At 66.6% G+C, this 21,247-nt stretch carries 19 protein-coding genes; 6 read left to right on the top strand and 13 right to left on the bottom strand.

What is annotated here, in order from left to right; genetic code table 11:
- Window positions 1–105 precede the first annotated feature (105 nt).
- The 3 genes from GJV37_RS10185 to GJV37_RS10175 are packed head-to-tail and all read right to left on the bottom strand — an operon-like array spanning window position 106 to window position 3,966.
- Window positions 106–1,128, bottom strand: a complete 1,023-nt coding sequence (locus tag GJV37_RS10185) for a GlxA family transcriptional regulator (protein ID WP_084357667.1) — start codon at window positions 1,126–1,128, stop codon at window positions 106–108.
- Between the two features lie 9 nt (window positions 1,129–1,137).
- Complete coding sequence (locus GJV37_RS10180; protein ID WP_084357666.1) at window positions 1,138–2,796, bottom strand: choline dehydrogenase; 1,659 nt, start codon at window positions 2,794–2,796, stop codon at window positions 1,138–1,140.
- 3 nt (window positions 2,797–2,799) lie between these two features.
- Window positions 2,800–3,966, bottom strand: a complete 1,167-nt coding sequence (locus GJV37_RS10175; protein ID WP_193452415.1) for an aromatic ring-hydroxylating oxygenase subunit alpha — start codon at window positions 3,964–3,966, stop codon at window positions 2,800–2,802.
- Window positions 3,967–4,256: 290 nt separating this feature from the next.
- On the opposite strand from GJV37_RS10175, the gene GJV37_RS10170 reads away from it, so the two are divergent.
- Window positions 4,257–4,898, top strand: a complete 642-nt coding sequence (locus GJV37_RS10170; RefSeq protein ID WP_037010653.1) for an HD domain-containing protein — start codon at window positions 4,257–4,259, stop codon at window positions 4,896–4,898.
- Here GJV37_RS10170 and GJV37_RS10165 read toward each other — a convergent pair.
- Window positions 4,895–5,818 (bottom strand): LysR family transcriptional regulator, encoded by a 924-nt coding sequence (locus GJV37_RS10165; RefSeq protein WP_193452414.1) that lies wholly within the window; start codon window positions 5,816–5,818, stop codon window positions 4,895–4,897. The two genes, GJV37_RS10170 and GJV37_RS10165, sit on opposite strands and share 4 nt — an antisense overlap.
- A gap of 140 nt (window positions 5,819–5,958) precedes the next feature.
- On the opposite strand from GJV37_RS10165, the gene GJV37_RS10160 reads away from it, so the two are divergent.
- The 4 genes from GJV37_RS10160 to GJV37_RS10145 all read left to right on the top strand — a co-directional run bounded on the left by GJV37_RS10160 (window position 5,959) and on the right by GJV37_RS10145 (window position 10,853).
- Window positions 5,959–6,717, top strand: a complete 759-nt coding sequence (locus tag GJV37_RS10160; protein ID WP_193452413.1) for an SDR family NAD(P)-dependent oxidoreductase — start codon at window positions 5,959–5,961, stop codon at window positions 6,715–6,717.
- Window positions 6,718–7,112: 395 nt separating this feature from the next.
- The gene (locus tag GJV37_RS10155; RefSeq protein ID WP_054907191.1) at window positions 7,113–7,859 is read left to right on the top strand and encodes a gluconate 2-dehydrogenase subunit 3 family protein; all 747 of its coding nucleotides are present in this window, start codon (window positions 7,113–7,115) and stop codon (window positions 7,857–7,859) included.
- 7 nt (window positions 7,860–7,866) lie between these two features.
- Window positions 7,867–9,630, top strand: a complete 1,764-nt coding sequence (locus GJV37_RS10150) for a GMC family oxidoreductase (protein WP_193452412.1) — start codon at window positions 7,867–7,869, stop codon at window positions 9,628–9,630.
- Window positions 9,627–10,853: a c-type cytochrome gene (locus tag GJV37_RS10145; RefSeq protein ID WP_193452411.1), complete on the top strand. Its 1,227-nt coding sequence runs from the start codon at window positions 9,627–9,629 to the stop codon at window positions 10,851–10,853. Before GJV37_RS10150 ends, GJV37_RS10145 begins: the two co-directional genes overlap by 4 nt.
- 191 nt (window positions 10,854–11,044) lie before the next feature.
- Here the strand turns inward: GJV37_RS10145 and GJV37_RS10140 are convergent, their stop codons facing one another.
- Window positions 11,045–11,365, bottom strand: a complete 321-nt coding sequence (locus tag GJV37_RS10140) for a DUF2025 family protein (RefSeq protein ID WP_193452410.1) — start codon at window positions 11,363–11,365, stop codon at window positions 11,045–11,047.
- 300 nt (window positions 11,366–11,665) lie between these two features.
- Here GJV37_RS10140 and sfnG point away from each other — a divergent pair, with 300 nt between their 5' ends.
- Window positions 11,666–12,760, top strand: coding sequence for a dimethylsulfone monooxygenase SfnG (gene sfnG, locus GJV37_RS10135; protein ID WP_193452409.1), 1,095 nt, complete (start codon window positions 11,666–11,668; stop codon window positions 12,758–12,760).
- Window positions 12,761–12,778: 18 nt separating this feature from the next.
- Here the strand turns inward: sfnG and ubiM are convergent, their stop codons facing one another.
- The 8 genes from ubiM to GJV37_RS10095 form a co-directional block, all read right to left on the bottom strand.
- A complete protein-coding gene (gene ubiM, locus GJV37_RS10130) occupies window positions 12,779–13,951 on the bottom strand; it encodes a 5-demethoxyubiquinol-8 5-hydroxylase UbiM (RefSeq protein ID WP_024762368.1) in 1,173 nt (390 codons plus the stop codon).
- Between the two features lie 110 nt (window positions 13,952–14,061).
- Complete coding sequence (locus GJV37_RS10125; RefSeq protein WP_024762369.1) at window positions 14,062–15,180, bottom strand: sigma-54 interaction domain-containing protein; 1,119 nt, start codon at window positions 15,178–15,180, stop codon at window positions 14,062–14,064.
- Window positions 15,177–16,361 (bottom strand): acyl-CoA dehydrogenase family protein, encoded by a 1,185-nt coding sequence (locus GJV37_RS10120; protein WP_193452408.1) that lies wholly within the window; start codon window positions 16,359–16,361, stop codon window positions 15,177–15,179. The genes GJV37_RS10125 and GJV37_RS10120 overlap by 4 nt, the downstream gene beginning before the upstream one ends.
- Before the next feature lie 65 nt (window positions 16,362–16,426).
- The gene (gene ssuD, locus GJV37_RS10115) at window positions 16,427–17,572 is read right to left on the bottom strand and encodes an FMNH2-dependent alkanesulfonate monooxygenase (protein ID WP_084357660.1); all 1,146 of its coding nucleotides are present in this window, start codon (window positions 17,570–17,572) and stop codon (window positions 16,427–16,429) included.
- Window positions 17,573–17,582: 10 nt separating this feature from the next.
- The gene (msuE, locus tag GJV37_RS10110; protein WP_024762372.1) at window positions 17,583–18,140 is read right to left on the bottom strand and encodes an FMN reductase; all 558 of its coding nucleotides are present in this window, start codon (window positions 18,138–18,140) and stop codon (window positions 17,583–17,585) included.
- A gap of 166 nt (window positions 18,141–18,306) precedes the next feature.
- Entirely contained in the window at window positions 18,307–19,422 is a 1,116-nt protein-coding gene (locus tag GJV37_RS10105) for a saccharopine dehydrogenase family protein (RefSeq protein ID WP_193452407.1), read from the bottom strand.
- Between the two features lie 49 nt (window positions 19,423–19,471).
- A complete protein-coding gene (locus GJV37_RS10100) occupies window positions 19,472–19,873 on the bottom strand; it encodes a GFA family protein (RefSeq protein ID WP_024762374.1) in 402 nt (133 codons plus the stop codon).
- Between the two features lie 85 nt (window positions 19,874–19,958).
- The gene (locus GJV37_RS10095; RefSeq protein WP_193452406.1) at window positions 19,959–21,086 is read right to left on the bottom strand and encodes an ATP-NAD kinase family protein; all 1,128 of its coding nucleotides are present in this window, start codon (window positions 21,084–21,086) and stop codon (window positions 19,959–19,961) included.
- Window positions 21,087–21,247: the final 161 nt, after the last annotated feature.

Here is a 21,247-nt window from a genome sequence, read left to right as displayed (position 1 = left end):
GACACAATTGCTTCAACCTGCATCGGACGGTCCCCTCTCCCTTCAGGGAGAGGGTTAGGGAGAGGGAAAGCCCGGGCATGGCCTGTCCGAGAGAGGCCCTTGCTTCTAGGAATCGCGCCCCAACGGCTGGCGCATCACCGGAGCGCTATAGGTCTGGGTGCGGTCCGCACTGGGCGGGCAACCGAAATGCGCTCGATACGCGCGGGAGAAATGCTCCAGCGAACCGAAACCGGAACTCGCCGCGACCTGTGCCACGCTCAGGCGCGTCTGCTGCAGCAGGCTGTGGGCGCGGCCCAGCCTCAGGACGATGTAGTACTTGAGCGGCGACAACCCGGTGTGCTGCTTGAACTGCCGCTCCAGTTGGCGCCTGGAAAGCCCGACGCGCTCGGCGATGGCATCGCACTCCAGTGGTTCCTCCAGCGCCTGCTCCATCAGCGCGATGGCGCGGCGCACCTTGCCACCGTGGGCATGAGCGTCGCTCTGCCGGCCCTGCAACTGGTGCGCGCCGGGCTCGCGGGTTTCGCCCAGCAGCAGGTGCATGGCGATCTCCCGCGACAGGTCTGTGTCCACCCGCTGGGCGATCCAGCCCAGCATCAGGTCGAGGATGGCGCTGGCCCCGGCGCAGGTCAGGCGCTGGCGGTCGAGGGTGTAGAGCTGCGCGCGGGCCTGGACCTTCGGGTAACTCTCCCGGAAGCCCTGCAGGTTGTCCCAGTGCACCGCTGCGGGAAACCCGTCGAGCACCCCGGCGGCGGCCAGCAGTTCGGTGCCGGTCTCGATGCCCGCCAGCGTGGCGCCGAACGCCGCCTGCCGGCGCAGCCAGCTCTTCAGCAGTCGATTGCGCGCATGCTTGTGCACGTCGAAGCTGGCGATGACGAAGCAGGCATCCCAGCCCCGCTCCGGGTCGATGGCCTCGTGGACCGTGCTGGTCAGGCCGTTGCTGGCGGTGACCGGCTCGCCGTCCAGCGACAGCAACTGCCACTCGAACAGCGCCTCGCCGCCCAGCCAGTTGGCGATCGCCAGCGGCTCGACCACCGCCGCCAGCCCCAGGCCAGGGAACGACGGCAACAACAGCAGGCCCACGCGCAAAGGTTCGCGGCGGAACCGGGAAGGCGGTGCAACACTGGCCATCGACGCTCCTTAGCGCTGTTGGTGCTGCCACTGCGGATGCAGCCACACCGGGACATTGGCCGCCGGCAGCGGCGGCATTCCCCGGATCATATCGCTGGCCTTCTCGGCGATCATCACCGTCGGCGCATTGGTGTTGCCGCTGACGATGTTCGGCATGATCGACGCGTCCACCACGCGTAGCCCCTGCAGCCCGTGCACGCGCAACTGTGGATCGACTACCGCTTCGGGGTCATTGACCAGGCCCATCTTGCAGGTGCCGCTGGCGTGGTAGCCGGTCTCGGTCACCCGGCGCGCCCAGGCGTCCAGCTCGGCGTCGCTGTATGCCAGCGGGCCGGGCGTCAGCTCTTCGCCGGCCAGGCCGCGCATCGACGGCTGGCGCATCAATTCGCGCACCAGCCTCGCGCCGGCTCGCATGTCAGCGCGGTCCCGTTCGGTCTGCAGGTAATTGAAGAGAATGCGTGGCGCCTGCCGTGCCTCGGCGCTGCGCAGGGTCACGCTGCCTAGACTCGTGGGGCGCATCAGGTCGATGTGCACTTGGAAGGCATGCTCCGGCACCGGCGCCACGCTGCCCGGCTGCACCGCCAGCGGCATGAAGGTCAGTTGCAGATCCGGATGCTCGACTCCAGCGCGGGAGCGGATGAAGGCGCCGGCCTCGAAATGGTTGCTCGCTGCCAGCCCGTCATGGCTGGCGAACCAGCGGGCGCCGATCCACCACTTGCCCGGCATGCGGGTCCAGGGATAGATCGACACCGGCGCCTTGCAGCGGAACTGCACGACGCTGTCCGGATGGTCGTTGAGCCGGCGGCCGACGCCGGGTAGATCATGCTTCACTGCGATGCCCAATTGGCGCAGCTCATCCGCCGGGCCGATGCCCGAGAGCAACAGCAGATGCGGCGAATTGATCGCCCCCGCGGTCAGCAGCACTTCGCGGCTTGCGCGGGCGGTCAGTGCCTGGCCGTTCTGTTCGTACTCCACGCCCACGGCACGCTCACCCTCGAAGAGCACACGCAGCGCCAGCGCCCCGGTGGCGACAGTGACATTGCCGCGCCCCAGCGCCTCGCTCAGGTACCCGCGTGATGTGCTCCAGCGCCGCCCCTGACGCGTGGTGCGGTCCACCGGGCCGAAGCCCTCCTGGCGATGACCGTTGAGATCGCTGCTGCGCCCGTAGCCGGCCTCCTCGCCCGCCGCGACGAAAGCCGCGCACAGCGGCGTGTCGATATCACCCGGAGTGACATGCAGGTGCCCCGCCGCGCCGTGGTAATCGTCGGCGCCATTGGCGTGGTTCTCCGAACGAATAAAATACGGCAGCACATGCTGGTAGTCCCACCCCGCGCAGCCTTGCGCGGCCCAGCCGTCATAATCGCGGGCGTGGCCACGGATGTAGACCATGCCATTGATCGAGGACGACCCGCCCAGCGTACGCCCGCGCGGCGTGGCGATCCGCCGGCCATCCAGATACGGCTCCGGCTCGCTGCTGTAGCTCCAGTTGTAACGTGTACCACCGACCACGATGCCCACCGCCGAGGGCATGTCGATGGTCCAGCTCCTGTCCGCCGGGCCCGCCTCCAGCATGAGGATGCGCACGGCCGGATCGGCGCCCAGGCGGTTGGCCAGGACACAGCCGGCCGAGCCCGCGCCGACGATGACGTAGTCGTAGTCCATGGCCATTCCTCAGCGCTGCGCGCCGTGGATGCCCTGGAACACCAGGCGGTGGAAGTGGTGCACCAGGTGCTCGCTCTCGTTGCTGCGCTCGGCGTCGATCATGTAGCGGCCCTGGTCGTAGCCCATGGAGTGCAGGCCCTTCTGCACGCTGATGTTCAGGGAGATGTCCTCGGGCCCCAGCTCCTCGTTCATCCAGCGCATGCAGGCCTTGCTCACCTCGGCGGTCTGCTCGTTCGCCGAGTAGTAGCCAAAGCGCAGCAGCGAACGCTCGGCGTCCAGCGGAATCATGATGAAGGTGCCGAGGAACTCGGAAAACGGGAAGGTGTAGAAGGTGTTGTTCGGCCACAGGCCGATGTTGAAGAAGCACTCGTCGGGGTTCAGGTCGCTGCGCAGTTTCACGCCGTAGGCTTCGCCGGCCTCAAGATTCGCCGGGGCGATGTAGGTCCACCAGTTGTCGCGCTTGGTCAGTCGGTAGCCCTTGAAGTCGATCAGCTTGGCGAGGTCGATGTGGCACGGCCCGGAGAGCTTGAAGTGATAGCCCTCGATGGAGTTGTCCATGATCACCTTCCAGTTGGCCGGGACGATCACGTCCGCCTCCTCGATCAGGCGCATGTCGGCGAGGTTCGGGAACACCCGGTGCATCTCCTCGTCGGCGCCAGGGAACAGCTCGGCCAGCGACGGCGCGTTCGGGTCGAGGTTGAAGTAGAGGAAGCCGCCCAGTTCCTCCAGGCGCACCTGCGGGATGGCGAATTCTTCCTTGTCGAAGTTCTTGATCCGCTCGCAGCGCGGCGCACTGCGCAGCGTGCCGTCCATCTCGTAGCACCAGGAGTGGTAGGCGCAGCGCACGATGCCGCCGGTGTTGCCGCGACGCTCCTCCAGCAGGCGGTTGCCGCGGTGTTGGCAGACGTTGTGGAAGGCGCGGATGTTCCCACTGCGGCTGCGGGCGATGACGATGCTCTGGTCGAACAGGTCGCAGACCACGTACTGCCCAACCTCCGCGAACTCGCTCAGGTGCCCGGCGACGTGCCAGGAGCGCAGGAAGATATTGTCGCGTTCGGCCTTGAACAGCGCCTCGTCGAAGAAATAGCGCGACGGCAGGGTGAAGGCCTGCTCCGGGTCCTGGCGGTCCCAGCCGTCGATGGAAGTACGCAGTTTCAGGCTCTCGATGGACGACATGTTCGACTCTCCTCGGCTTCTTCTGGCGTGGCCGGCTCATGGTCCGGCGGCTCGGTTCGAGGACAAATCTAGGGGCACGCCTGCGGCGGCTCTTGATGAAAAACGACAAGTTTTCCGTCAGACGCATCAAGACCGGTTCGCCTGAAGACTCCCCATTGGCAGCAAACGAACGACGGCTGTCCGGATTCACTCCCTCGCTCTCGTTGTCCGCACAAGGCCGTGGATTTCCAATGGAACCGACCGCGACGCAGCCCGCGACGCACCCTGGAAACCCTGCCCCGGAGCCCGCCATGAGCCTCGATCTGAACGGTGTCAAAGTCCCTGACAGCAGTCTCGCCAATGCCATCACCGAGATGGTCCGCGACAACGCCACCCCGCTGCTGTTCCACCACTCATCCCGCGTCTATTACTGGGGCGCGCTGACCGGCGCGCGCAAGGAACTGAAGTTCGATGCCGAGCTGCTCTACGCCGGCGCGATGTTCCACGACATGGGCCTGATGCCGCGCTATTGCAGCCAGTGCGAACGCTTCGAAGTGGACGGCGCCGACTGCGCGGCGCAGTTCCTGCGCAGCCATGGCATCGCCGAAAGTGATATCGACACCGTGTGGACCGCCATAGCCCTGCATACCACGCCGGGCATTCCGCAGCACATGAAGCCGGAGATCGCCCTGGTCACCGCCGGCGTGGAAATGGACGTACTGGGCATCGCCTACGACCAGTTCCCCGACGCCCAGCGTGACGCAGTGGTCGCCGCCCACCCCCGCGGCGGGCAGTTCAAGCAGGACATCCTGCAAACCTTCTACGACGGCATCAAAGCCAAGCCGGAAACCACCTTCGGCAACGTCAAGGCCGACGTGCTGGCCATGAAGGATGCGGACTTCGTGCGCGGCAACTTCTGCGAAGTGATCCTGAATTCCGACTGGGCCAGCTAGGGCTTCGCCTCCAGGGGCGTGCCCAGCACACCGGGCTCGCCCAGCAGCTGCGTCAGCCACTGCATGAACGCCCGTACCCGCTGCGGCAGGCGCCAATGAGCGTAGAGCAGGGAGATTTCCATGGGTGGCAACGGAATGTGCCCCAGCACTTGCACCAGACGCCCCGCCTCCAGGTCATCCAGCACGCCATGAATGGGCACCTGGATGATCCCCAGCCCACCCATCGCCGCGCTTTCGTAAGCCTCGGCGTTGTTCACCGACAGCGCTCCGCCCATCGGTATGTAGCGCACCTCGCCCTGATGCAGGTACTCGAAGCCCGGCGGCCGCGCGCCCAGCACCGTCACGTAGTGGATCAGTTGGTGCCCCGCCAGGTCGTCCAGCGACTGCGGCACGCCGCGCTCGGCAAGGTAGGACGGACTGGCGCAGGTCACCTGCGGGAACTGCCCGAGGGTGCGCGCCACCACCGACGGATCGTTCACCGCACCGACCCGCACCACGCAATCGAAGCCCTCGCGCACCAGGTCGACACGGCGGTCGGTGCAGCTCACCTCCAGCTCCAGCGCCGGGTGCCGCGCGAGGAACTCGCCGAGGCGCGGCATTACCAGCTTGCGCGCCATCACCGTCGGCATGTCCACCCGCAGACGGCCGCCGAGGGCTTCGTCGTCCTGGCGGAACAGGCCCTGCAACTCGTCCAGCTGGGCCAGCATGTCCTTGCTGCGCTCGTAGAGCACCAGCCCGTCCTGGGTTGCGGTGACGCGCCGGGTGGTGCGTTGCAGCAGGCGCGTGCCCAGCAGCTCCTCCAGCGCCTGCACGTGCTCGGAGACGGTGGAGCGCGGCAGGCCGAGTTGCTCGCCAGCCTGGGTGAAGCTGGCCAGTTCGGTAACGCGGACGAAGGTACGCAGGAGGTCGGGGCGGATCATGGACAGGCCTGTTGTTCGCGGATCATTGTTCGCTCATACCGACCAGTATTTCCGATTCTCACCGATTTATCACAATTCAATCGAACAATAAGCTATCCCTCAACCCCACCCGCCAGCTACCGCAAACAAGGAGCTTCGCCATGACCCGCAAGATCGCTCTCATCACCGGCGCCAGCCGTGGCCTTGGCCGCAACGCCGCCCTGCACCTCGCCGCCGCAGGCGTCGACATCATCGGCACCTACCGCAGCCAGGCCGACGAAGCCCAGGCCGTCGCCGCCGAGATCGAACAGCACGGCGGCCGCGCCGTGATGCTGCACCTGGACGTGGCGGAGAGTGCCAGCTTTACCGCCTTTGCCGAGCGGATCCGCGCCACCCTGGGCGAGGCGTTTGGCCGTCAGAACTTCGACTTCCTGGTGAACAACGCCGGCATCGGCCTCTACGCCAGCTTCGCCGAGACCAGCGAGGAGATGTTCGACCAGCTGATGAAAATCCAGCTCAAGGGCCCGTTCTTCCTGACCCAGAAGCTGCTGCCACTGATCGCCGATGGCGGCCGCATCCTCAATGTCTCCAGCGGCCTGACGCGCTTCTCCCTGCCCGGCTACGCCGCCTACGCGACCATGAAGGGGGCGATGGAGACCCTGACCAAGTACCAGGCCAAGGAACTCGGCGCGCGCGGCATCGCGGTGAACATCCTCGCCCCCGGTGCCATCGAGACCGACTTCGGCGGCGGCGTGGTGCGCGACAACGCCCAACTGAACCAGCAGATTGCCAGCAACACCGCCCTGGGCCGCGTCGGCCTGCCGGACGATATCGGCGCGGTGATCGCCGCCCTGCTCTCCGATGGCGGCCGCTGGATCAACGGCCAGCGCGTGGAGGCGTCTGGCGGCATGTTCCTCTGATCCGGACGACAGCATGATCATGGGAGCGGACTTCGTCCGCGATGGGGTCCGCATCGCGCCGGACCCCATCGCGCAAAGAGTCCGTTCCTGCCCCGTCCGACCGCCTAGGCTGCGGACTTTCTCGATATACGCAATAAACATTTACCGCGAAAATTCCTGCAACATTCTGTTACGGCCTCTAGTCTAAAAACGCGCGTGGAGAAGACGAATCGCAGATTCCGCCTGGGCGAAGGACCCGTTCAGCCGATCTGCACAGCGCCCCGATGGGACGACTTCGCACCCTCGCTCCGCTCATCCGGCATCTGCCGCGAGCGCAGATCACCGTGAACCGACCTGGCACTACCCGTTCCTGCCACCTCGATAACGAGCGGACGGGTGCTGCCTCAGGAGCCGAAATGACCGAACACCCCAAGGGATTCACCCGGCGTCAGCTGTTGAAGTCTTCCGCCGCCTCCCTGGCCGTGGGCGCCGCCGCCAGCACCCAGGCCGCCACCGTGATCGGCACGCCGAAATGGCTGCCCTTCGACCACAACGGCCCGCTGCACTACGACAGCCCCGGCTGGCAGTTCTTCACCGCCGAGGAAGCCACCGAGGTGGAGGCCATTGTCGAGCAACTGATTCCCGCCGATGACCTGAGCGTCAGCGGCAAGGACGCCGGTTGCGCGGTGTTCATCGACCGCCAGCTGGTGAGCGATTACGGCGACTTCGGCCGCCTGTACATGACCGGGCCCTTCACGCCGGGCACCCCCGCGCAGGCCGACCAGTCGCCACTGGTGCCGCGCGAGCGCTATCGCATCGGCCTGGCCGCACTGGGCAAGTACTGCCAGGGCAAGTTCCAGAAGCCGTTCAGCGCCCTGCCCGGCGAACAGCGCGACCAGGTGCTGACCGACCTGGAGAAAGGCGCCATCACCCTCGACGGCATCGACGCCAAGGCGTTCTTCCAGCAGGTGCTGGACAACACCATGGAAGGCTTCTTCGCCGACCCCATCTATGGCGGCAATCGCGACATGGTGTCGTGGAAGATGCTCGGCTTCCCCGGCGCGCGCTACGACTACCGCGACTACATCAGCCTGCACAACCAGAAGCTGAATCTCGTGCCGCTCTCCATCGTCGGCAGCTCCGCCTGGACCAAGAAGGGTTAACAACGCCATGGCCAAGAAACTACCTTCCACCGACGTCGTGGTTGTCGGGCTCGGCTGGGCGGGTTCCATCATCGCCCACGAACTGGCCGACGCCGGCCTCGATGTGATCGGCTTCGAACGCGGCCCCTGGCGCGACACCGCCAGCGACTTCAACCTCGCCTCGGCCGCCGACGAACTGCGCTACAACCGCCGCCAGGAGCTGATGCTGCGCACCCGGCAGAACACCTGCACGATGCGCAACAAGGAGTCGGAAACCGCCCTGCCGATGCGCGTCTGGGGTTCGTTCCACCCCGGTAACGGCACCGGCGGCGCAGGCAACCACTGGGCCGGCATCACCTTCCGCTTCCAGCCCGAGGAATTCCGCCTGGCCAGCCACCTGAAGGAGCGCTACGGCAAGGAAGTGCCCGCCGAGCTGACCCTGCAGGACTGGGGCACCACCTGGGAGGAAATGGAGCCGCATTACGACGCCTTCGAGCGGCTCGCCGGCGTTTCCGGCAAGGCCGGCAATCTGGGCGGGCAGATAGTCGAAGGCGGCAACCCTTTCGAGGGCGCGCGCTCGCGCGAGTATCCCAACCCGCCCACCGCGCAGACCTACGCCCCGACGCTGTTCGCCGAAGCGGCGCGCAACCTGGGCTACAAACCCTTCCCGGTGCCCTCGGCACTGGCCTCCCAGGGCTACACCAACCAGGTGGGCGTGACCATGGGGCCCTGCACCTTCTGCGGTTTCTGCACCAACTACGGCTGCGCCAACTATTCCAAGGCCAGCGCCATCGTCAACGTCCTGCCGGCGCTGATCCGCAAACCCAACTTCACCGCCAGGACCAACTCCGAAGTGCTCAAGGTGACCATGGACAGCAGCGGTTCCCGTGCCACCGGTATCGTCTACGTCGACTCCAGCGGAGAGGAATGGGAACAGCCGGCGGACATCGTGGTGGTCGCCGCGTTCATCTTCGAGAACGTGCGGCTGATGCTGCTTTCGGGCGTCGGCGAACCCTACAACCCGATCGCCAATACCGGCACCACCGGGCGCAACTTCGCCTACCAGACGGCCAACAGCGTCAAGCTGTTCTTCAAGGACAAGAACTTCAATCCCTTCATCGGTGGCGGCGCCATCGGCATGGGCATCGACGAGTTCAACAACGACAACTTCGACCACTCCGGCCTGGGTTTCGTCGGCGGCGGCAGCACTCGCGTGACCCCGATCGGCGCCGCCCCCATCGACTCGCGGCCGGTTCCGCCCGGCACGCCTGCCTGGGGCTCCCAATGGAAGAAAGCCACGGTAGAGAGCTACCTGAGCAACATGTCCATCGGCTGTGAGGCCAGCAGCTACACCACGCGCAGCAACTACCTGTCGCTGGACCCCAACTACAACGACCCCCACGGTCGACCGCTGCTGCGCATCACCTTCGACTTCCCGGAAAACGACCTGCGGATGGCGCAGTACTGCACCGACAAGGTGGCAGAGATCGCCCGCAGCATGAACCCGCAGCAGATAGTCCCGGCTCCGCGCAAAGGCCCCTGGTCGAATACCTCTTACCAGTCTTCGCACATCGTCGGCGGCTTCATCATGGGCGCCGATCCGAAGAACAGTTCGGTGAACAAGCACCTGCAGGTCTGGGGCGTGCCCAACCTGTTCGTGGTGGGCTCCTCGGCCTTCCCGCAGAACCCCGGCTACAACCCTACCGGCACTGTCGGCGCACTGGCCTTCAAGGCCGCCGATGCGATCCGCAGGCTATACCTTAAACGCCCCGGGGAGATGATCAGCGCATGAAGACTCTCCTTCGCATCGGCACCCTCGCCCTGCTGGGCCTGAACCTGCAGCAAGCCAGTGCAGGAACGGGCGCGGACTCCTACAACCTGGTGGAAAAGGGTCGCTATCTCGCCGTCGTCGGCGACTGCACCGCCTGCCACACCCTGCACGGCGGCGCGCCGTTCGCCGGCGGCGTGGCCATCGAGACACCGTTCGGCAAACTGGTCGGTGCCAACATCACCCCGGACCCGGACACCGGCCTGGGACGCTGGAGCTTCGAGGACTTCCAGGCAGTAATGTCCACCGGTCACAGTCGCGGCGGCAAACGCCTGTACGGCGCCATGCCGTTCACCGCGTACACCAAGGTGCACCGCGAGGACAACCGGGCGCTCTGGGCCTACCTGCAGACCTTGCAGCCGGTGCACAACCCGGTGGAAACCAACCTGTTGCCCTTCCCCTTCAGCGTGCGCACCAGCCTGATCGGCTGGAACTGGCTGAACTTCACCCAGGGCGAGTTCGTTCCCAAGCCAGACAAGTCGGCACAATGGAACCGTGGTGCCTACCTGGCGGAGGGGCTCGGCCATTGCGGCACCTGCCACACACCGAAGAACCTGCTCGGCGGTGACGACAACAAGCGCTTCCTCGCCGGCGCCAACCTGCAGGGCTGGGTCGCCCCGGACATCACCGCCAACCCGCACAGCGGCATCGGCCAGTGGAGCACCCAGGACCTGGTGCAGTACCTGAAAACCGGCGCCAACCGCTTCGACATCGCCTCCGGCCCGATGGCCGAAGCGGTGGAGAACTCCACCCAGCACTGGAGCGACGAAGACCTGATGGCGGTCGCCGTGTATCTCAAGGATGGCGTCCCCGGCAAGGCCGCTCCCCCACCCGTGGCGGCGGACGACGCCGACATGGTGGCAGGCAAGGCGATCTACGCGGACCGCTGCTCCGCCTGCCATGTGAGCAACGGCCAGGGCGTGAAGAACCTGTTCCCGACCCTGGCCGCCGCCCCCCTGGTCAACAACGACGACCCCACCTCGCTGATCCGCGTGGTGCTGGCCGGCAGCCGCGCCGGAAGCACCGACGCCGCCCCGACGGCGCCGGCCATGCCCTCGTTCGCCTGGAACCTCGACGACGACAAGGTCGCCAAGGTGCTGACCTACGTGCGCAACACCTGGGGCAACGCGGCGACACCGGTGACCGCCAGCCAGGTGGCGGACCTGCGCAAGGAACTGGCTGAGTAAGGTGCAATGAGCGTGGGAGCGGACTCCTTCCGCGATGGTCTCCGCACGACGCGGACCTATCGCGGACGGCGCCCGCTCCTACGTATCCTGCTATTTCGTACCCTGCAGGAGCGGGCCCGCGAACCCCTCCCCGGCTTCGCGCAACCCGGCGCTCCCCGCTCCCGCGAACGCCCGGCGCCCAGGCGTGGTGATTACTTCAGCCGACGCTCGGCGGCGATCTCCGGCAGATCGGTGCGGCGCAGATAGGTGAGCAACGCCTCGTTGAGGTTCAGCCTGTCGTGGATATTCTGCTCGGCGAGGATCTGCAGGCACTCTCTGCTCAAGGTCATCACCTCGCCGCTCCTGGGCGCCCAGACGAACTCGCACACCGGACGGATACTGTCCTCGGCCACGTCCATACCGAAGGAATCCTCGCTGAAGCGCACGATGTACTTGCCGGTCTTGAGATTGAAGCCGACGAAGCCGGACAGGCCCTCGGCGGCGTTGCAGATATCGCTGGAAGTGATGGCCATGATGGTGCCCCCTGGATTTCTTCTGTTATGGATTCGCACGCAGGAGGTTCCCGCTTCTGGGAGCAGGTGAACGGGGAATTCTGACAGCCTTCCCCAAGCCTGCTCAGGGGCCGGTTGTCGCACCCGCCACTGTTGCCTGTCCAACACCTGGCCAGCAGCATTGCTCCCGGCAAAACACCGGCGGCTGTCCCGGCGAACCGGCAAGCTGCTGATCAGGCTGGAGTTTCCTCGCGTGGCACGGCTTTCGCTCTGATCACCTTGCGGCACCTTCGCCGCCGTGCAGCAACGAGGAGCCGAGCCATGAGCCAGCAACCGATCCGTTTCGCCTACTGGGTCCCCAACGTCAGTGGCGGCCTGGTGGTCAGCAAGATCGAACAGCGCACCCACTGGGACATCGACTACAACCGCGAACTGGCGCGCATCGCCGAGAACGCAGGATTCGACTACGCGCTGACACAGATTCGCTTCACCGCCGGTTACGGCGCCGAGAACCAGCATGAGTCCGTCGCCTTCAGCCACGCGCTGCTGGGCGCCACCGAAAAGCTCAAGGTGATCGCCGCTATCCTCCCCGGGCCCTGGACGCCCTCGCTGGCCGCCAAGCAACTGGCGACCATCGACCAGCTCACCGCCGGCCGCATCGCCGTGAACATCGTGAGCGGCTGGTTCAAGGGCGAGTTCCAGGCCATCGGCGAACCCTGGCTGGAGCACGACGAGCGCTACCGTCGCTCCGAGGAATTCATCCGCGCCCTGAAGGGCATCTGGACCCAGGACAACTTCACCTTCAAGGGTGACTTCTACCGCTTCCACGACTACAACCTGAAACCCAAACCCATCCAGCGCCCGCACCCGGAAATCTTCCAGGGCGGCAGCTCCCGGGCCGCGCGCGACATGGCCTCGCGGGTATCCGACTGGTACTTCACCAACGGCAACAGCGTGGAAGGCATCAAGGCTCAGGTGGACGACATCCGCGAGAAGGCCGCCGCCAACTGTCATTCGGTGAAAATCGGGGTCAACGCCTTCGTCATCGCCCGCGACACTGAGGAAGAGGCCCGCGCGGTGCTCGCCGAAATCATCGACAAGGCCGACCCGGAAGCAGTGAATGCCTTCGGCCACGCGGCGAAACAGGCCGGCGCCGCCTCGCCCGAAGGCGAAGGCAACTGGGCGAAATCCACCTTCGAGGACCTGGTGCAGTACAACGACGGGTTCAAGACCAACCTGATCGGCACGCCGCAACAGATCGCCGAACGCATCGTCGCGCTAAAGGCAGTCGGCGTGGATCTGGTGCTGGCGGGCTTCCTGCATTTCCAGGAAGAGGTGCGCTACTTCGGCGAGAAGGTACTGCCGCTAGTGAAGGAGCTGGAGCAGAAGAAGGCGCGGCGGACCGAGGCCGCCTGAAGCCTCGGGAGAACGCTCTCAGGCGCCTTGCGTCAAGTGCCTGGCAATCGCCGACCGCAGCGGCGGCAGGTTCTGCGCCAGGCGCAGGCCGGCATTGCGCAGCAGACGAACCGGAGGACGCGGGTCGGTGTACATGCCGACGATCAGCCGGGTGGCCTGGTACAGCGGCCAGGTCGCCAGGCGATGGGCCATGGCGTAGCGGCGCAGCGGCCAGGAACCGCCGATATCACCGCCCCGGCGGTGGGTCGCGAGGATTTCATTGGCCAGCCGGCGCTGGCTCTGCAGGCCGAAATTGAAGCCGTGCGCCGTCACCGGATGCATACCGACGGCGGCATCGCCGATCAGCGCGCTGCGCGGGCCGACGAAGCGGTCGGAGTAGACGCCCACCAGCGGGTAGCTGTGCCGCGGGCCGAGCAGTTCCATCCCGCCCAGGCGGCGGTCGAAGCGACGTTCCATTTCGGCGGCAAAGGCTTTCTCGTCCATCTCCAGCAGCGGCGCCATCTCGCGCTGCGGCAGGGTCAGTACCACCGAGGAGCGGTCGCCGTTGATCGGCAGCAGCGCCAAGGTCTGGCCGTAGCCGAACCATTCCCAGGCGACGTTGTGGTGCGGTTTCTCGTGGGCCATGCGGCATACCATCATGGTCTTGCCGAAGTCCTCCATGCTCGCGCCGATACCCAGCATGCGGCGGGTCTCGGAGAAGCGGCTATCGGCGGCAACCAGCAGGCGCGCATGGACGCGGCTGTCGTCATCCAGCGTCAGGTCCACGCCGTTCTGCCCGACACGCAGCGAGCGCAGTGCACGCCCGCAGACCAGCGAGACGTCCGGGCACTCGTGCACTGCATCGAAGGCCGCGCGGCGGATCATCTGGTTCGACACGAAGTAGCCCAGCTGTTCGGCCCCGGCCTGTTCCGCCTCGATGCGCAGGGTGAACAGCGACGGACCGTTGAGCACCTGGGCATCGCGCAGCGGCGAGACTTCCTGCGGGTCGATCCGCGACCACATCCCCAGGCGTTGCAACTCGGCGCGTGAAGCGTGGGTCAGGGCGATCTCCCGGCCATCCTCGGCGGGTTCGGCCACGGCGGCCAGCGGCTGGCGCTCGATCAGCAGGATCGACAGGCCATTGCCCGACAACGAGCGGGCCAGGCAAAGCCCGGCGGGGCCGGCGCCGACGATGGCGATGTCCACGTGCATGGGTGACTCCTTTCGCTGGGGAGGGGCGGTCCCGGAGTCTAGGCTGGCCAGTGGCCGGTTTCGTTGCCGTGGATCAGTTGCCCGTGGCGAATACCTCCAAATAGACGGGCCTAGATCGACAACCGCACGCCCCTGTCCGGGTCGATCACCGCCGCGCCCCGGCGCTTGTTCACCACCAGTTCGCCGATCTCGATCAGCCGCGTGCGCGTGACGTTGCGGCTCAGGCCCAGCAGATTGGCAGTGTGCACCTGGTTGCAGTGGCAGAAGCGATAGGCTGCGCGCAGCAGCGCGTCTTCCACCCGTGCGTGGAGGTTGCCGCCCTGCTCCTCGAACAGGCGCTGGAAGGCCTGCTGGAGAATCTGCTCGGCGCCCAGCGATTCCAGGCGCGGCTCGTCGCTGCGCTCGATGCGCAGGTTGGACAGGTGCAGGTCTTGCGCGCGCACCACGCCGTCACGGCAGATCAGCAAAGTGTGGTGGATGACGTTTTCCAGCTCGCGGATGTTCCCCGGCCAGGAATAGCTGCGCAGCTTCTGCGCCGCCTCGGCGCTCAGCTGGCTCTGCCCGTAGCCCAGGCGACGGCTGTATTCGGCGATGAAATGGCGGGTCAGCGGGAGGATGTCGCCGGGCCGCTCGCGCAGCGGCGAAAGCTCCAGGCTGACCACGTTGAGCCGGTAGTAGAGGTCCTCGCGGAAGTGCCCGGCGTTGATCGCCTTCTCCAGCTGCACGTTGGTGGCCGCCAGCACCCGCACGTTGATCGGGATGCTCTTGCGCGAGCCCAGGCGCACCACTTCGCGTTCCTGCAGCACGCGCAGCAGTTTCACTTGGATCGGCATCGGCAAGTCACCGATCTCGTCGAGGAACAGGGTGCCTCCATCGGCTTCCTCGAACCAGCCGGCCTTCGCCGCCAGCGCTCCGGTGAAGGCGCCTTTCTCGTGGCCGAACAGCTCGGCCTCCACCAGGGATTCGGAGAAGGCGCCGCAGTTCACCGCCACGAACGGACCGCCCCGTCGCACGCTGAGATTATGGATGTGCCGCGCCACCAATTCCTTGCCGGTGCCGGTTTCGCCAATGATCAGAACGCTGGCCTCGCTGGGCGCGACCTGTTGCAGGTGGTCGAGCAATGCCTGGGATTTCGGGTCTTCGAAAACCTGGGCCGTGGCGCGGATGGAAGTCGCCAGCGCGGGGGACTTGGGCAGGGTCAGCAGACCCTCGGGTGTGGTCGCATTCATGAGTAGAAAGTCGGTTGCGGGAGTTGCTGGTTCAGCGCCCAGTCACCCAGCTCGCGGACCTTGTAGTCCACCGGGTCGTGCAGGGTCTGGGTGCGCAGGTTGCGCCAGTAGCGGTCGATGCGCAGTGCGGCATGGGTGGAACGTGCGCCGGTGACCTCGAACAGGCGGTTGCAGATTTCCAGGCCGTTGCGCGTGGCCGCGACCTTGGCGGTGGCGATGGCCACGGCCAGCCGGCCACGCTCCTCGGCGTCCAGCGCGGCGCCCTTGCCCCAGGCCTCGTCGAGCAGTTGCGCGGCACGGCGCACCAGCAGGCGGGTGCTTTCCAGGCCGACCCAGAACTCGCCGTAATGGGCAAGCACGTAAGGGTCTTCGCTGACCGTGGCGGCATTGGAGCGGAACCACGGGCGGGCTTCCTTGAGCGTGTATTGCCGCGCCTCCTCGAAGGCGCCCTCGGCGATACCCAGGAAGACGTGGGTAAAGATCAGTTGCGCGATCAGCGGGCGCAGGCAGGCGAACGGCGTGCTCAGCGGGCCCGGGTCGAGCAGCAGTTCGCTCTCCTCCACGCGCACGCGCTCGAAGGTGGCGCTGCCGCTGTCGGTCTGGCGCTGGCCCATGTTGTCCCAGTCGTGGGCGAGGCTGATGCCGCTGCGCGCGGTGGGAATGGCGGCGATCAGCAGCTTGCCGCCCTCGCCGTCCAGCGCCGAGGCGATGAGCATTTCCGAATCCAGCGCGCCGGAGCAGAAGCTCTTGCGCCCGGAGAACTCGCGCCAGCCGGCGAAGCTGCGCGACACGGTGCGGGTGTCCAGCGGGTTCAGGGCGTTACCCCAGAACCATTGGTTGCGCGCGGTCAGCTCGAACCACGGCTGCCACTGCTCGGGTCGCGAGAACAGGCGCACGGTGGCCAGCATCAGGTGCTGGAAGCCGAACACATGGGCAATGGAGCTATCGACCACGGCGAACTGGCGGACGATGTCCAGCGTGGTGCTCCAGTCGGCGCCCAGGCCGCCGTATTCGCTGGGGATGATCAGCGACAACAGGCCGCTCTGGCGCAGCGCGTCGCGCTCGGCTTTCGGCGTGCCGCCGCGGATGTCGCGTTCGGCGGCGGTTTCGGCGAAACCGGCGGCCAGGCGTTGGGCTATTTGCCCAGGTGTCTGTGCGTCGAGACGCGTCTTGGCGTTCACGCTCGCTTCCTCTTTGTTCGATTGAATGCGTACCGGGCTCCTGCCCGGCACGTCATGGGTGGGGCTCAGCCGGCCTTGCGTCCGGGCAGCACATCGTTGGCGATCATTTCGCCGAAGGGCCCGGTCAGGTTGGTCACGCCGCGCCCGGCGAGGCTCGCATAGGGTTCGGGTAGCAACGGGAAGACCAGCTCGGCGAAGCGATACGCCTCTTCCAGGTGCGGGTAGCCGGAGAAGATGAAGCTGTCGATCCCCAGGTCCGCGTACTCCTTGATGCGCTCGGCGACCTGCTGCGGGTCGCCCACCAGCGCGGTGCCGGCACCGCCGCGCACCAGGCCGACGCCGGCCCAGAGATTGGGGTAGATCTCCAGCTGGTCACGCCGGCCGCCGTGCAGCGCGGCCATGCGCCGCTGGCCTTCGGAATCGAAGCGGGCGAAGGACTTCTGCGCGTTGGCGATGGTCTCGTCGGAGATGTTGGCGATCAGCTTGTCGGCCGCCTGCCAGGCTTCCTCGGCGGTTTCGCGGACGATCACGTGCAGGCGGATGCCGAACTTCACGCTGCGCCCCTGCTTCGCCGCCTTCTCGCGCACGTCGGCGATCTTCTGCGCGACCGCCTGTGGCGGTTCGCCCCAGGTCAGGTAGACGTCCACCTGCTCGGCGGCGAGGTCGTGGGCCTCCGCGGAAGAGCCGCCGAAGTACAGCGGCGGATACGGCTTCTGGATCGGCGGATAGAGCGCCTTGGCGTTCTCCACCTGCAGGTGCTTGCCGGCGAAGTCCACGGACTCGCCCTGCAGTACGCGGCGCCAGATGCGCAGGAACTCGTCGGTGACTTCATAGCGCTCGGCATGGCTGAGGTGGATGCCGTCGCCACGGTTTTCATCCGGATCGCCACCGGTGACCACGTTGATCAGCAGGCGTCCGCCGGACAGGCGATCCAGGGTCGCGGCCATGCGCGCGGAGACGGTCGGCGAGATGATTCCCGGACGAATCGCCACCAGGTAGCGCAGGCGCTCGGTGAGGGGCGCCAGGGCCGAGGCGACCACCCAGGAATCTTCGCAGGAACGACCGGTGGGAATCAGCACCCCGTAGTAGCCGAGGGAATCGGCGGCCTGGGCGATCTGCTTGAGATACGGCAGCGATACCGGGCGCGCGCCCTCGCTGGTGCCGAGGAAGTGGCCGTCGCCGTGAGTGGGCAGGAACCAGAACACGTTCATCGAGGGCTCCTCAGGCGGTCTTGCGCAGTTGCGGACGGGCGAACAGCGGCGCGGCGCGCTCGGCGGCCAGCTGGATGCGCGCGCGCAGGGTGTCGCTGGTGATCTGGTAGTTGGCGAAGTCCGCCTCGCTGGCGTACACGCCGATGGGCAGCGTGATCGACTGGAAGAAGCTGAACAGCGGGCGCAGCTGGTGGTCGAGGACCAGCGCGTGGCGCTCGCTGCCACCGGTGGCGGCGAGCAGCACCGGGGTGTCGATCAGGGCGTTCATGTCCACCAGGTCGAACAGATGCTTGAGCAGGCCCGGATAGGAACCGCGGTAGACCGGCGAGGCGACGACCAGCAGGTCGGCGGTCTCGATCTCGCGCAAGGTGGCTTCCAGCTCGGCGGAGAGCTCCTGGCGGGACAGCGCGGCACCCAGCGGGCGGGCGATGTCAGCCAATTCGATGACTTGGGCTTCTACCGGGAGCTGCTCGCCGAGGGCGTCGAGCACGGCCTGGGTAAGCACCAGGGTGCGCGAGGGGCGATAGGTGCCGCCGGAGACGGCGACCACTTTGATGGGGCTGGTCATGGGTTTTCCCTGTTGACTGTTGCGCTAGGTACAGAAGCCTTGAGCAAGGGCCGTACCAACAGGGAAATGTGCGGTTTCAGGGCACTTGAGCGGGGAACCGGGGGTGACTCATGTCACTCAGGCAACAGCGCTGCTGATCGACTGTTGCCTGAGCAACAGCCGACACTCAATGCACGGCCAGCTCACGCAGGCCGTGGGAGATATCCAGGCCCTCCAGTTCAGCCACGTACTCATCCTTGCTGAGCAGGCCGATACAGGGCGTGGCGCCACGCTGACGAAGCTCCCCGGCGGCCAGCTTGCGGGCCAGTGCCACCGCCGCCATGCAGGGGATATTCGGGCCATGGTCGCGCTGCGCAAGTATTTCCCAACACAGCAGCAGTGGCTTGCCTTCGCCGTCAAGGCCTTGCAGCTGGACGAACATGCCACTGCGGCCATCGCCCAGCGGCTCCATGGCCACGGCCATGCGATGCAGGCCTGCGCCCAGTCGTGCGGCATCCTTCACCAGGCCGGCGCGCACCAGCCAGGACAGGCCCCAGGTACCGAACTGGGTGAGCCGCAACCCCAGGCCGGCGGAGAAACGTACGTCCTGCACGCCGGCATAGCGCTGCGGGAAGAGATCCAGGTCCGGCACATCGCAATGGGCCAGCCAGCGTTTGCCCAGGGGGGCGGGAAAGCGGTGGCGATTGAGCCCCTGCCAGCCGTGCACGTCCTGCCAGCGTCCCTGCCGCCACTGCCGCAACGGCTTGCCGCAGTAACCGAGCACTGCGGACACTGTGGCCTCCCCGGGAATCTTTGCCGAGGAGCTGATGCCATGGTGGATGCTGTCCAGCCGCTGGAAGCGTGGCAGCAGTTCGTCGATCACCGAGGCGGCCAGCGCAGGCACCGAACTGGCGCCGCTGCAGACCAGCACGCCGGCACTGCGCGCGGCGCGGTCGAGTTCGTCGATGCCGCAGACGAACTGGCGCGCGTCCGCCAGGTCGACGTAATGGGCGCGGGCGCCGATGGCGGCACGGGCGACGCGGTAATCCTGCCCCTGGAAGGGACCGGCGGTGGAAATCACCAGGTCCACCTTCAGCTCGTTGAGGCGGCCGGCCAGGGTCGGCTGGTTCATATCCAGGCACACCGCCTCGCCGCCCACCTGCGCGGCCAGCTCATTGGCGCGGCGCTGGTCGCGTCCGCCCACCAGGACGCGGATTCCTTCGATACCGCTCAGACGCCGTACGATCAGGCTGCCGAAGTTGCCGTAGCCCCCGAGCACCAGCACGCGAAATTTTCGTTCCATTCCCACTGACCCTGCTACTCCCTGAGTACTGGCGGCTGAGCCAGCTCATTCATCCTGGTTTTGCACCCTCGTGACGGGGCAGATTGTCCTCCAGCGGCCACCAGCTGGCGCGGGACGCGACGTAATAATGTGCTTCGAGCTTTGTCCGTACCGGCTCGTCCAGGGTTCCCGCACGCACCCGCAAAGTCTCCGGCAGGGCATCGCGGGCGCTGTAGATCGGCGAGCCGCAGGTGCGGCAGAACACGCGCTTCTTATCGGCGGTAGCGCGATACTCGCCCAGCTGCGACTCGCCGCCGAGCAGGCGGAAGGCCGCGCGGTCCACGGGAATGTTGGTGGCGAACGGCCCGCCCTGGGCCTTGCGGCACTGGCTGCAATGGCAGACCTGGACAGGCGCCAGTTCGCCATCGATCTCGAAACGCACTGCGCCGCACAGACAACCGCCCGAATGCATGGCCCTGCTCCCTCGTCCCGTTTTCACGAAGTGCAGGAGTCTAGATCAGCAACGCGGGTAATCACCACCGTGCCTTCGAGCGGTTTCAACCCTCGCTGCCCCAGCCCAGCGGATAGAGCAGTTCTTCCTTGTAACCGGCCCACACCCGCACTGCAGCGGGGAAGCTTGCGTCCAGCTCGGCGTCGCCGCTGTCCACCAGCAGCGGCCGGCCTTCGAGGGTGCCGAGCTTGCGCTTGGTGGCGATCACCCGCAGCCGTTCGATGCCGATGGCGCGCAGCACCCGTGGGCTGATCTGCTGGTTGCCACGGCCGAGGATATGCCCCTGGCCGCCAATGGCCGTCACCAGCAGGAAGGCCGGGTGGCCGTGCACCAGCTCGAACAACTGCGCCTCGGTGACATCGCGGGCGATCACTTCACCGTTCTCGACCACGTCGACGCCCAGCAGCGTGGTGTCCAGGTGCAGGTCGGCAGCCAGCCCATGCAGCGTCGAACCGGGGCCGAAGACGTAACGTACGTCGTCTTCCCAGCTGTCTTCCAGCCAGGCGGCGAGATCGGCCAGCACCAGCTCCTCGGTCTCCATGCCAGCCTGTTTCACATGCTGCATGAAGTGACCTTCCTCGGGCACCGTCAGTTCGGCATACCAGCGCGCAGCGACACGCCCCTCGCGCAGCGCCGCTTCGTCGAGGTCGCGCACTTCGCCCTGGGTCAGGCGCACCAGGCCGCCGTCCACCAGTCGTCGTGCCAGTTCCCCGGCGGCCCGCGGGCTGATGGCATAGACGCCGGAGTGGATCTTCACCCCGGCGGGGATGCCCAGCACCGGCTGGCCTTCGCGGGCCGCTTCGGCGACGTCCCGCGCGGTGCCATCGCCACCGGCGAAGAGGATCAGCGCCACGCCAGCCTCCTGCAGCGCCTGTACGGCGTGACGGGTATCCGCCGCACTGCTCTGCTCCTTTTCCAGCACGCCGACCAGGCGGTGGCCGAAGCCCATGCTCGCCAGCAGCTCGGCGCCCATGGCGCCGGGAAAAGTGAGGAACTCCAGGCGCTCGCGCACCGGCAACAGATGCTCCAGCGCCACGCGGGTGCGCTCCGCTGCCCGCGGCTGCGCGCCGCGCGCGAGGGCCAGCTCGGCCACCCCGTCACTGCCCTTGAGCGCCGTCGGCCCACCAATACCGGCCAGCGGATTGATGATCAGCCCTATGCGAATCCTGTCCATACTCAACCTCGAGGGAAACTTCTTCGAACCACCGGCGCAAGGCCGGGTCGGACCAGGGAAGCGACGGTTCCACTCACTATAACGACAAGCAGACGACCGGGGACCACGCGATTGGCATGCAATCTGCGAGGGCATTGGTCGCCTGTCTTCGGTGACGGTTC

Source organism: Pseudomonas nitroreducens (genome assembly GCF_010994165.1).
Taxonomy (GTDB): domain Bacteria; phylum Pseudomonadota; class Gammaproteobacteria; order Pseudomonadales; family Pseudomonadaceae; genus Pseudomonas; species Pseudomonas nitroreducens.
The sequence above is the reverse complement of the archived record's forward strand: the minus strand, read 5'-3'. Positions and strand labels throughout refer to the sequence as shown.